Raw genomic sequence first — 12,573 nt, forward strand, 5'->3', positions numbered from 1 at the left:
CGATTGAGGGGACGGGCAATACAGGCGGCAGCACGCCAACTGAGCAGGCAGAGGAAATATGGCTGTACCTGGAAATGATACAGGACTACCAGGCAATAGTGGAGGCATCTGCTGCCAGCCTGCTGAGTGAAGAATGCCCTACCTTGGAAGCAATAAATGAATACAAGCTTAATTTAAAGCATGTAATACAGTATTTGCAGATGAAGCTGCTGGACAACCCGCTGATAATGAGCAATTCAACGGTATCAAGATTTCTGGCGCAAAATATAATAGATGGGAAAAGGAATAAATCTGATTGACGACACGTTTGTGCGTGCAAGCCTGAGAGACAGCGATTGAGGGGGACGTGCAATACTGGAGATCAGGCAGTACACTGAGCTTAATATGTAAAATATGAAACCCTCCCTTACGGCGTTTTTAAGCCGTAAGGGAGGGTTTTTAATCAGCCTGTTATGTGTGCTGACAGATAAAGTTTTTGACAGAACAGATAAATCTGCAGTTCACAGAGGACGACTTTAAGAGCGTCCGGAGTGAGCAGCAAGACAGCTATCTGCAGGTCACCACATATCCCCCGGCACATCAGGCTGATTTTAAATTACATTACCCATCTTATGAGCCCTGTGTCAAACCTGTTTATAAGGTCAGGATGCCTTGGGGTCGCCCGGAAGGTATAGGCATACTCTCCGCCGTCCTCTATTTTAAGGTTTAGGGAGTATTTATACAGGCTGTCTCCGAGCTTTTCCACACAATCCATCCTGGCTGACCGGGGGCTGGTTATACTGCCGTTTTCAAAGATACCGTAGTACACTTCCACTTCCACGCTGGAAGGATCGATTGCTCCAAATTGTGCATTGACCGTCAAATAAAGCTCCTGTCCGGAATTTGATTTATAGTCCTTAAGCTCGTTTTCATTTTTCTCCGCCATAAGCTGCACCTGTGCCCAATTATTTTTCAGGTGTTCCTTAAAATAGCTCAGGCTTCTGGCTGCGCTGCAGTTGTCGTTCAACAGCTTTTCAGAGCCTTCCATGGCAGGCAGGTACATTCTTTCGGCATATTCCTTCACCATTCTGTCAGTGCTGTAATTCCAGGCCAGAGACTTAATGGAATTTTTCATCATGGCAATCCATTCCACAGGAATTCCCTTTTCGTTGACCTTGTAGAAAAGGGGTACTATTTTCTGTTCCAGCATATCGTATATGGATTCGCTGTCTATATTATCCTGGGAGGTTTCATTGTCAAATTCGGTTTCGTCTCCGATTACCCAGCCGTTTTCCCCATTGTAGCCTTCGCACCACCAGCCGTCCAGGATGCTGAAATTGATTATACCGTTTATGCAAACCTTCTGCCCGCTGGTTCCGCTGGCTTCCAGCGGTCTTCTGGGATTGTTCATCCACACATCCACGCCCTGGACAAGGTTTCGAGCAACGGTCATATTGTAGTTTTCCAGAAGTATCACCTTTCCGTAAAAGCCTTCCTGCTTTGCAATATCATTTATATTTTTGATGACCTCGTGGGCAGGGCCGTCAGCCGGATGGGCTTTTCCTGCGAAGATGACCTGCACGGGCTTTCCCGGGTTGTTAAGTATATTCTGTATCCTTGCCAGATTTCTGAATATGAGGTTTGCCCTCTTGTAGGTTGCAAATCTTCTGGCAAAGCCTATGGTGAGCGCATCAGGATCAAGGAAGGAATCCACATGCCTTACGGCTTCCATGGACTCTCCGTTGGCCAGCTTCTGGGCCTTCATCCTGTCCCTGACAAAGCTTATGAGCTTTTGCTTCAATTCCAGATGTGTATTCCACAGCTCCTCATCAGGAATAAGGTCTACACCCTTAAAGGCGGCACTGTCGTATATGCTGTTTTTCCAGCCGGGCTCAAGGTACTTGTCATAGAGCTCCTTTATTTTGGGAGACAACCAGGTCAGGGTGTGAATGCCGTTGGTTATATGGGTTATGGGCACATCGGACTTTGGTACTTCAGGCCACACATCTGAGAATATATCCCGCGAAACGGCTCCGTGAAGCTCACTTACCCCGTTCTTTCTGCCTGCCAGTGTCAACGCCAGGACAGTCATATTGAAATTCTGATCCTCGGGTTTCTTAAGCCCCAGTTCCAGAAAATCATATCTGCTGATGCCAAGCTGTCCCCAGAAGTCCCCGAAGTATTTATCCATCATATAAAGGGGGAAGGTGTCATTTCCGGCGGGGACAGGAGTATGAGTGGTGAAAACGGCTGAAGCGGATACAATCTGCAGGGCCTCTTTAAAGGTCAGATGCCTTTCGTTAATCAGCTTGCGGATCAATTCCAGCCCCATGAAGGAGGAATGCCCCTCGTTCATATGATATACGCTGGGATGTATGCCCAGGGCATCCAGAACGCGTATTCCGCCGATACCCAGGAAGATTTCCTGCTGTATTCTGGTTTCCTGGTCACCTCCGTACAGCCTTGAGGTGAGTGCCCTGTCGGAAGGGCTGTTTTGAGCAACGTCGGTATCCATAAGATAGAGATTGATTCTCCCTATCTGGACTCTCCAGACCTTGGCGAACACTGTCCTTCCGGCGAAAGTGATGCTGATTTCCGCCTGCCTGCCGCTGGCGTCAAATGCAGGCAAAACAGGCAGTTGTGAAATATTCAGGTTGTTAAAGCAGGTTTCCTGCCAGCCGTGGATATTTATTCGCTGGCTGAAATAGCCCTGCTTGTAAAAGAGGCCGATTGCCGTAAAGGGCAGCCCCAAATCACTGGCGGATTTACAATGGTCTCCGGACAGTACTCCCAGGCCTCCGGAATAAATGGGAAGTACTTCGTTGAGCCCGTACTCCGCCGAAAAATATGCTATGCTTTTTCCGGTGCGTTCAGGGTAATTTCTTGAATACCAGGTATCCTTCTCTGTCATATATTTGTCAAAATCGGCCACTACAGTGTCCAGCCTATCCATATAGGCCTGCTCCTCCAATTTGGCCTGGAGCTTCTTCTGGCTTACCTCCTGCAGGAAGCGCACGGGATTTTTCCCTACCTTTTCCCACAGCTCCAGATCTATCTCCCTGTAAAGGTCGATAGCCTCCGGATTCCAGGACCACCACAAATTATATGCAATATCATTCAATCTTTTAAATTTATCCGGTAAGGCCGATATTACGTTGATTTTTCCAACAAGATACATATGTTTCCTCCAATCTGTTGATTTGCTTATATTATTTCTACCCGTTATTTCTGCAACTAAGCTATGGAAATTACATTTTGTTTACGTTTTCGGTTGCTGATATAATAACACAAACCAACTGTTATTGGTAGTATTAACATGTAAATCCTTTTATAGCCTGTAAAATTTCATGTTTGTCCGGTGCTGAAATCAATATTAATAGGGCTGGAAAAAAATACATTAAATAATTTATGTTTTCCATAAATAAAAAGTACCAAATTGTGATACAAATATATATTATGATAAAACGATTTTTTATTTACGGTATTATCGGCTGGAGCATGGAAATTGTCTGGACAGGAGTGTATTCTCTGATTAAAGGCAATCTGACCCTGGAGGCTTATACCAGCCTGTGGATGTTATTTATATATGGCTGCGGTGTTTTCCTGGAACCTATTCATGATATTATCCGTCCCTGGAATATCATGCTGCGGGGGCTGATTTGGGTTGTAATAATCTGGGGTATCGAATACTCCACGGGAAAAATCATACTGGGCATCCTGCACGTGTATCCATGGCAGTACTTCGGCAGATTTGCCGTTGAGGGCATTGTCAGGCTGGATTATGCCCCCGCCTGGTTTCTGGCAGGGCTGCTCTTTGAAAGGGCGCATATGCTTCTGGACAGGGTGAAAATAATTAAATGACACAAATATTACAATTATTAATTTTTTGTGATTCATTTGAAATATGTTAAGTACGATATTATAATATAATTACTTTAGATATTTATTATTAGAAAAAAGTATACACAATGGTGTATGCTTTTTATTTGTGTGTTTGTCTTATTTTGTGTTTTTGTTTTATTTATTTAGGGGGATTAATGAGCAATATAACGATAAATGAACAGTTTGAACGTCAAAACCAGTTCAAACAGGCCAAAAAGAAAAAAAAGAAATCAAAGCTTAAAAGCTTACTGGCGTTTTTGATTTTCGAATTCATATTCATGTCTTTTACCACGCCCCTGCTGGTATTTTACGGGCCCTTTGAAAATGTGAAAAGGACAGTTACCGGTATGACCTGGAACTCTTTTACCCTTCAGAAGATTCCCAAAGCCTTTTTGTCGGACGTAGCAATCTCCCGTATACTTGGGGACGGGTATGCCATATCCGATGTGGATACCGAGTCCATAAACCTGCTTAACTTTGGCATAAAGCATACCAGAAAGATAGAGCTTTTTGACATAGAAAGCAGCAATTTCAAAGGAAAGATGCTGCTGGTGGGAGACCCTACACGTATCAGGGTGGGATATTCAAACCAGATGCCCCGGGCCGGTGAAACCACCAGCAGTATAGCAAAAAGAAACGGTGCTGTAGCTGCCATAAACGGCGGGGGCTTCATTGACACCAAATGGGCGGGCACAGGGGGAGCACCTCTGGGCTACCTTATCAGCAACGGCAAATATATCAGCGGAGAAATCAAGGACAAGGATAAAAAGCGGGATACCATTGCCTTTACTGAAGACGGCATGCTTATAGTAGGAAAGCACTCTGAAAATGATCTCAAGAAATACAAGGTGAAGGAGGCCATAAGCTTCGGACCTCCGCTGGTAGTAAACGGAAAGCCTACCATCAAGGGAGACGGGGGCTGGGGTATATCTCCCAGGACAGTCATAGGGCAAAAAGAGGACGGTTCAGTGCTTCTGCTTGTAATAGACGGAAGAAGCCTGAAATCCTTTGGGGCCACCTTGAAGGAAGTACAGGATATAATGCTGAAGCATGGAGCTGTAAATGCCGCAAATCTGGATGGCGGTTCTTCCGCCACAATGTTCTATGACGGCAAGGTGATAAATACCCCCTCCGACGCACTTGGAGAAAGATCAGTACCTTCAGTGTTCATGGTGATGCCTTAAGCTTAAGCAGCAAGAATTATGCATGCCTTTCCGGGCTCACGGCAGGCGTGCTGCGGTTAAAAACCACAGGTGAGCCGGAAAGGCTGGCGTGCCAGGTGAAAACTCTTGTTAAGTGGTATAAATGGATTTTATTAGCCATAATATTTCAGTTTTGCTTTTTATTCTATATAAATAATATATTTTTAAATTCAGATGGTTCAGTGAGTGTAATAAATACCGAGACCAAGGCAGATCCGCTGACGGGAGACTTTAAGGTGCCCGAGGGTGTAAAGCAGGTAAGGATATCCTATAACGCAAGGTTTGGTGCTTTTGTAGATAAAGACGGAATTCTGCATATAATGAATATTAAGTCAAACAAGGATAAAAAAATAGCAGGCCTTGAAAATGACAGGATAACCTTCTTCAAATGGCTGCCTGACAGGGACATGGTAATATTCTCCTCGGACACCAAGGACGGTAAAGCAGGTGTGGTGCAGTTGTCCACCTATGAGGCCGATTCGGAAACCACCAGGGACTACCCTGAGATAAAGGATCTGACCAAGGACAGCAAGGTGATGGATATAGACCTTTCACCTTATACAAACGTAGTCTATGCAAAAATAAACACCTCGGACACAAGATCGAAGATTGTCAGGTTCAATGTTATGAGCCAGTATGCCCATGTGATGAATCTTGGTCCCGATGCACTGATAAAGGAAAGCAATTATTTCAACAAACTTGTATACCAGAATCCCGGCGAAGCCATATATGTATATGACGGTATGACCAAGGTCAAAAACAAGGTGCCTGTGGAGGCTGAAAATGTAAGAATACTGGACATAGATTCAAATGACACCTTGTATATAGGCGTCTTGGGCACAAACGGCATGGTTACCCAGATATACCAGCAGAAGATTGAAGAAGGGAAGCTGACGGACAACTGGACAAAGACACCCTTGAAGGAACCCTTACGCCCTGAGGATATTGTAATATCCATAAACGGCAACATGTACTGTGTCAGCAGGGAAGAAAACAAAATAATCAATATAAAAAATGACTTGAAGGCTTCCTTCAGAGGTGATATTCTGGAAGTGCTGGACGGCGCGCTGGTATCAATGGACGGCAGCCGGGTAAACATTACTTCTCTTAAGGAATATTAAGTCAATGGGAATGTTTAATAATCAGGCAAATGGGTATAAATAAATTAAGTTTAAGTAATAAACACGTAAATCAGGAGGAATTTATTATGTCAGGTAAAATAGTTGATATCACTAACGATATATTTCAGGAGGCTGTTGTAAAAGCAGATGTCCCCGTGGTTGTGGATTTCTGGGCGTCCTGGTGCGGCCCTTGCAGAATGGTAGCTCCCATAATGGAAGAGCTGGCGGAGGAGTTTGACGGAAAAATCAAGGTATCCAAGGTAAATGTGGATGATCAGGGTGAACTGGCCGCTCAATTCAGAATAATGAGCATACCAACGGTACTTATTTTCAAGGATGGACAAATTGCTGAAAAAATCGTGGGAGCCAGAGCAAAGGGCGAATTTGTAGAGCTTATTGAAAAGCACTTATGATTATAACCGGACATAGCGGCTTAACCCTTTGATGCGTAATTGTATCAAATATTATTAATAATTATATAACCGGTACATTACAGGTGAATCTCTTATAAACGGCTGACATGGTCAAGCTTGTACTTAAGAGATTCATTTGCTATAATGGAAGATATTATTAATTATTAAATAATATTATCAATTATTGGTCTTTTTTGGGAGGAAGCGTTATGGCAGGTGAAAAAAAGTTTTCAACTTCGCTTTTTGGGTTCAAGAAACAGCATGTCAATGATTACCTTGAAAGATTAAATAAAGAGTATGAAGACAAAATAAAAACCAAGGAAAAGGAAATTTCCGAGGTAAGGGCTATGTATCGTGACATAAAGTCCAAATATGACGATATCAGCAGAAGCCTTGAGCAAATACAGGAGGATAGGGAAAGAATAGCAACTGCACTTATAACTGCTCAGGAAAAGGCTGAGACCATTATAAGTGAAGCAAAGCTTCAGGCCTTAAGTGAAAAGAAAAATCTTGAGAAGCAAGTGGAAGAGGAAAAGGAAAAGCTTGTGGATATCAAGGAGGAGCTTAAGATACTGAAGGTTGAGGTAGTTGACAAGCTCAAGAAATATGAGGGAGAGCTTTCGGGCTTTATAAGTGAATGAGCTCCGGGTGTATTTTTGCTTGTATAAAGATTTGAATTGACTTATAATATAATAAATTATGAAATAGTTTTATTATTGTTTTGCATATAATACATATACATCATATAATATTTATATATGAAGTAAATAATTAATAAATGCTGTGAATGGGAAGAGTAAGTGATAAGCCAGTCAAAGAGAGCCGGGAAACAGTCAACTGTTGGTGGAAGCCCGGTATTGGTTTTTACTGAAGGCAGCCCGGGAGCGGCTTTTTCGAAACCCACAGGAAGCGATGGATGTCCTTGGCCAGGTAGAAAAAGACGTAACGCCACGTTACAGGCGGGTAATGTAAGCATTACAAGGAAGTTGATGCCGCATTATTATTAAAGTGAATGCATATTAATGCATTAATTAGGGTGGTACCGCGGAAACCTTCGTCCCTGTTTTTCAGAGGACTTGGTTTTTTTTTATTGTCATCAGCCGGGTAGGAGCACAAAAAGAAGCATACCCTAGGTGTTACAGATCACTAGATATAATTTGCAAATTTAAATAAAGGATATATTAATTAACAGGAGGAGATTCTTATGTCAGAGATATTAGAGATTTTAGAAATTCTGGAAAAAAACAGCAGGGCCACAGCCGAGGAAATAGCGGTAATGCTTGGAAAGCCGGTGGAAGAGGTAAAAGAGGCCATAAAGAAATTTGAAGAGGAAAATATTATAGCAGGCTACAGTACTTTGATTAATTGGGACAGAACCGAAAGAGAAAAGGTCACGGCACTTATAGAGGTAAAGGTAACTCCGCAGAGAGGTTTGGGTTTTGATAAAATAGCAGACAGGATATACAAGTACCCCGAGGTCACGGCTTGCTATCTCATGTCGGGGGGCTTTGACCTGACGGTTATTATTGAAGGAAGAACCATGAAGGAGGTTGCATTGTTTGTTTCCGAAAAGCTTGCTCCCCTGGAATCGGTTCTGAGCTGTGCAACACATTTTGTCCTGAAGAAGTATAAGGATAAGGGCACTATTTTTGAAGAAAAGCAGACCGACAGAAGGGAGCAGATATTCATATGATAATGAAGGATATGATTTTGGACAGAATAAAGAAAGTCCCTCCTTCGGGCATCAGAAAGTATTTTGACCTGATAAACGAAATGAAGGATGTGATATCTCTCGGAGTTGGTGAGCCGGATTTTATAACTCCCTGGAATATAAGGGAGGCGGGTATATATTCGCTGGAGAACGGGCATACCCAGTATTCTTCAAATGCAGGCTTTATTGAGCTCAGAGAAGAGATAAGCCGCTATCTTTCCAGAAAGTTTTCACTGGAATATAATCCTGTAGATGAAATACTTGTGACAGTTGGAGGCAGCGAAGGTATAGATGCGGCTCTGAGGGCGCTTGTAGGGCCGGGGGACGAGGTGATTATCCCGGAGCCCAGCTTTGTGGCTTACAAGGGCTGCACAGGGTTCACCGGAGCTACCGCTGTGACCATTCCCCTGAAGCAGGAAAACCAGTTCAAGCTCACTGCGCAGGAGCTGGAAAACGCCATAACGCCAAAAACCAAGGTGGTAATCATTCCCTTTCCCAACAATCCCACAGGGGCCATTATGTCCAGGGAGGATTTGTACCAACTGGTAAAGGTGCTCAAGGATAAAAATATAGTGGTGCTGTCGGACGAGATATACTGTGAACTTACCTATGAGGGCAGCCATACTTCAATCGCAAGCTTCCCTGAGATGAGGGAGCAGACGGTGGTAATAAACGGATTTTCAAAATCCTTTGCCATGACAGGCTGGAGGTTGGGCTATGCCTGCGGTCACAGGGACCTTATCAATGAAATGAAAAAGATACATCAGTACGGAATAATGTGTGCCCCCACAACTGCTCAGGACGCTGCCATAGAAGCCCTGCAAAACAGTGAGGAAGACGTGGCCATGATGGCAAAGGAATATAACAGGCGCAGAAGAGTCATGCTGGACGGTTTCAGGAAGTCCGGCTACAGCAGCTTTGAGCCGAAGGGTGCGTTTTATGTTTTCCCGAATATCAAAAGCTCCGGACTTGGCTCCGACGAGTTCTGTGAAAGGCTTCTGCTTGAACAGAAAGTCCTGGTAGTGCCGGGCACGGCTTTCGGAGAATGCGGAGAGGGCTATGTACGTGCATGCTACGCCTCCTCCATGGAAAACATAATGGAAGCAATGAAAAGAATCAGGATTTTTACGGACAGCCTGGGATAAAAGGTCTAAAAGTGCCGGGCCTGGTGTTCTGGTGCTTTGATACTTTTGTGTTTTGGTTTTTGGTGCTTACGGTTTATTAAGCTGGGGAGAGGTAAATGTTTAAAAATGTATAAATTGGTGGCAATAGATTTGGATGGAACACTGCTGAATATGGACAAGGAAATATCGGACAGGAATAAGGAGGCTATTTTTCTGGCTATGCAAAAGGGCGTTAAGGTTGTGATCTGCTCGGGAAGGGTATATACAGGCGCCAGGCTTTATGCAAAGCAAATAGGCTCCAGAGACCCTATTATTGCCTGCAACGGCGCAATAATAACCGAAAGGCTGGACGGTGATATAATTTATTCCGACTATATGGACCTGGAGGTAAGCCTGAAGGTAAACCATATCTGCAAGCAGCAGGGAGTATATTTTCATGTGTATGCAGGGGATACCATGCTTACTGAGAAGCTGGGCTTTACCTCCAAAAAGTATTTTGAAAAAAATAAGTTTCTGCCCCCTGAAGACCGGGTAGATATTGAAGTTGTGGGAGATATGCAGGAAAAGCTCAAAAGTATTCCCGGCAAGGTGCTGAAGTTTGTAATAGTCAGTGACGACCCCAGGCAGTTGAGAAAGACCCGTATGGAAATGGAGAAGCTGGAAGAGGTTGATATCATGAGCTCCAACTTTGACAATTTTGAGGTGATGAACAAAGGTGTGAGCAAGGGGGCTGCCCTGGAAAAGCTGTCCCTGATATATGAAATTCCCCCGGAACAGATGATTGCCATTGGAGACAATGAAAATGACGTGTCCATGTTTGAATACGCCGGCCTTGGCATTGCCATGGATAACGGTGAGGCCGTTGCCAAAGCTGCCGCAAAGTACATAACGGCTGGCAATGATGACGACGGTGTAGCTCAGGCAATAGAAAAGTTTGTTTTGGCAAAAGGCTAGACGTTGGATATAATAGTATTGAAGTGTATTTAAGCACAAACAATTAACATATGAGAGGGATGATTAAATGCTGGAGTTAGAACAGTACAAGCTGGAACTGCAAGGCTTGAAAAGCAATTTAGAGGAAATGAGGGCTTCACTTTGACATCGCCAGACTAAGCGATGAGATTGCCGAGCTTGAGCACAAGGCTTCTGAACCTGAATTCTGGAATGATATGGAGAATTCTCAGAAGATACTGCAAAGAACAAAAAACCTTAAAACCAAAATAGAGAGATTTACCGGTCTGACCGCCTTGTGGGAGGATATGACCACACTGACGGAGCTGGGTCTTGAGGAACAGGACGAAAGCGTGATACCTGAAGTGGGAGAAGGTCTTGAAAGTCTGAAAAAGAACCTGGAAGCACTGAGGCTGGAAACTCTTCTTACCGGGCCCTATGACAAAAACAACGCCATACTTACGCTGCATGCGGGGGCCGGCGGAACAGAAGCCCAGGACTGGGTAGAGATGCTTTTGCGCATGTTTACCAGGTGGGGAGAGGCAAAGGGCTATGAAGTAAAAATACTGGATTTTCTGGACGGTGATGAAGCCGGAATAAAAAGCGTTACCATTCATGTAATCGGAGAAAACGCCTATGGCTATCTGAAATCCGAAAAGGGAGTACACCGCCTGGTGAGAATATCACCCTTTGATGCGTCGGGAAGAAGGCATACTTCCTTTGCTTCACTTGATGTCATGCCTGAATTGGACGATACCATTGAAATCAACATCAATCCCGATGATTTGAGGATTGATACCTACAGGGCCTCAGGAGCGGGAGGACAGCATATAAACAAAACCGACTCTGCCATAAGGATTACCCACATACCCACCGGGGTCGTGGTTTCCTGTCAGACCGAGCGTTCCCAGTTCCAGAACAAGGATACTGCCATGAAGATGCTCAAGGCAAAGCTCTTTGAATTGAAGGAACGTGAGCAGAAGGAAAAAATCGAGGATTTGAAGGGTGTCCAGATGGATATAGCCTGGGGCAGCCAGATACGTTCCTACGTATTTTGTCCGTACACTCTTGTAAAGGACCACCGTACCAATTACGAGGAAGGAAATGTCAACGGAGTTATGGACGGCAACCTGGACGGGTTTATCAACGCCTTTCTCTCCAGGGAAAAAGAGGAAGGTAATACTACTGCCTAGTACAGCATTGGATAAATAGGGTGCATAAATTTGGAGGAGATTTTTTGGAAATACAAGGCGGAGGAGTGCGGAATAATTGCTTTATTCCAATTTGACAAACAATGTAGTTCAAAAAAATATACCCAGATTATGTGCCGGGATTTACCGAATGTTGTACCGTCTTTGAATATGAGAAGGAAGGGATGGCATGAATTCTGAAGAATTAAAGACTCTGCTTGAGGGAGTGAAAGACGGAACGGTTGATATTGACCGGGCCTTTAAGGAAATCAAGGCTTTGCCCTATGAAGACATCGGGTTTGCCAAGATTGACCATCACCGGAGCATACGGGTTGGCTATCCGGAGGTTATTTACTGTGAAGGAAAGACCAGCGGGCAGATTGCTGAAATAGTTAAAAGATTGATGGAGAAGAATAACAATATACTTGCCACCCGGGCCTCAAAGGAAGATTTTGCCGCTGTCAGGGATATAATAGCCGATGCGGAATATCATGAGGCTGCCAGAGTTATTGTGGTCAAGAGGAGAGAAATCGTTGTGGCTGAGAAGCAGATTGCTGTCATAACTGCCGGCACCTCGGATATCCCTGTTGCAGAGGAGGCCGCTATTACAGCAGAGGTTCTGGGAAACAGGGTGAACAGGGTTTACGATGTGGGCGTGGCAGGCATCCATAGACTTTTCTCCAAAATGGATACCATCTCCCAGGCAAATGTAATTATAGTTGTGGCAGGGATGGAAGGCGCCCTGGCCAGTGTGGTGGGAGGACTGGTGGATAAGCCCGTCATAGCCGTTCCCACAAGTGTGGGCTACGGCGCCAATTTCGGCGGCCTGGCAGCACTTCTCACCATGCTCAACAGTTGCGCCAGCGGAATCGGAGTGGTAAATATTGATAATGGCTTTGGCGCAGGCTATCTTGCCAGCAATATAAACAAGCTATAGGCCGCTTTAATGAGCTGTTTCCTGTATAAAGCAGGTGTTGACAGGAATTAATAAGAGTGAGCA

Annotated in this window: 12 protein-coding genes and 1 other annotated feature; of the genes, 11 read left to right on the forward strand and 1 reads right to left on the reverse strand. The window is 44.3% G+C overall.

The features are described from left to right. Window positions 1–299: hypothetical protein (locus CLHUN_RS22615; protein ID WP_242656579.1), on the forward strand; the 299-nt coding region annotated here is incomplete at its 5' end. Between the two features lie 296 nt (window positions 300–595). On the opposite strand, the gene glgP is transcribed toward CLHUN_RS22615, so the two are convergent. After that, complete coding sequence (glgP, locus tag CLHUN_RS20200; protein WP_080066503.1) at window positions 596–3,157, reverse strand: alpha-glucan family phosphorylase; 2,562 nt, start codon at window positions 3,155–3,157, stop codon at window positions 596–598. Window positions 3,158–3,435: 278 nt separating this feature from the next. On the opposite strand from glgP, the gene CLHUN_RS20205 reads away from it, so the two are divergent. The 10 genes from CLHUN_RS20205 (at window position 3,436) to larB (ending at window position 12,510) form a co-directional block, all read left to right on the forward strand. Continuing rightward, entirely contained in the window at window positions 3,436–3,840 is a 405-nt protein-coding gene (locus CLHUN_RS20205) for a putative ABC transporter permease (RefSeq protein ID WP_165755810.1), read from the forward strand. Window positions 3,841–4,016: 176 nt separating this feature from the next. Continuing rightward, on the forward strand, window positions 4,017–5,045 hold the full coding sequence (locus CLHUN_RS20210; protein ID WP_080066505.1) for a phosphodiester glycosidase family protein: 1,029 nt from the start codon (window positions 4,017–4,019) through the stop codon (window positions 5,043–5,045). 200 nt (window positions 5,046–5,245) lie between these two features. Continuing rightward, the gene (locus tag CLHUN_RS20215) at window positions 5,246–6,184 is read left to right on the forward strand and encodes a hypothetical protein (RefSeq protein WP_242656580.1); all 939 of its coding nucleotides are present in this window, start codon (window positions 5,246–5,248) and stop codon (window positions 6,182–6,184) included. A gap of 86 nt (window positions 6,185–6,270) precedes the next feature. Further along, entirely contained in the window at window positions 6,271–6,597 is a 327-nt protein-coding gene (trxA, locus tag CLHUN_RS20220; protein WP_080066506.1) for a thioredoxin, read from the forward strand. 209 nt (window positions 6,598–6,806) lie between these two features. Then, entirely contained in the window at window positions 6,807–7,238 is a 432-nt protein-coding gene (locus CLHUN_RS20225; protein WP_080066507.1) for a DivIVA domain-containing protein, read from the forward strand. 133 nt (window positions 7,239–7,371) lie between these two features. Beyond that, window positions 7,372–7,662 (forward strand) — a binding site (T-box leader). Window positions 7,663–7,810: 148 nt separating this feature from the next. Continuing rightward, the gene (locus CLHUN_RS20230) at window positions 7,811–8,290 is read left to right on the forward strand and encodes an Lrp/AsnC family transcriptional regulator (RefSeq protein ID WP_080066533.1); all 480 of its coding nucleotides are present in this window, start codon (window positions 7,811–7,813) and stop codon (window positions 8,288–8,290) included. Beyond that, window positions 8,287–9,453, forward strand: coding sequence for a pyridoxal phosphate-dependent aminotransferase (locus CLHUN_RS20235; protein WP_080066508.1), 1,167 nt, complete (start codon window positions 8,287–8,289; stop codon window positions 9,451–9,453). The genes CLHUN_RS20230 and CLHUN_RS20235 overlap by 4 nt, the downstream gene beginning before the upstream one ends. A gap of 105 nt (window positions 9,454–9,558) precedes the next feature. Further along, the gene (locus CLHUN_RS20240; RefSeq protein WP_080066509.1) at window positions 9,559–10,386 is read left to right on the forward strand and encodes a Cof-type HAD-IIB family hydrolase; all 828 of its coding nucleotides are present in this window, start codon (window positions 9,559–9,561) and stop codon (window positions 10,384–10,386) included. Window positions 10,387–10,453: 67 nt separating this feature from the next. Further along, window positions 10,454–11,576 (forward strand): peptide chain release factor 2 gene (gene prfB, locus CLHUN_RS20245; protein ID WP_117387093.1). Its coding sequence is split into 2 segments (ribosomal slippage): window positions 10,454–10,528 and window positions 10,530–11,576, totalling 1,122 coding nucleotides; the frame shifts between segments, so codons are not numbered across the junction. A gap of 187 nt (window positions 11,577–11,763) precedes the next feature. Beyond that, window positions 11,764–12,510, forward strand: coding sequence for a nickel pincer cofactor biosynthesis protein LarB (gene larB / locus CLHUN_RS20250; protein ID WP_080066511.1), 747 nt, complete (start codon window positions 11,764–11,766; stop codon window positions 12,508–12,510). Window positions 12,511–12,573: the final 63 nt, after the last annotated feature.

The organism is Ruminiclostridium hungatei, from assembly GCF_002051585.1.
GTDB classification, from domain to species: Bacteria; Bacillota; Clostridia; order Acetivibrionales; family DSM-1351; genus Ruminiclostridium; species Ruminiclostridium hungatei.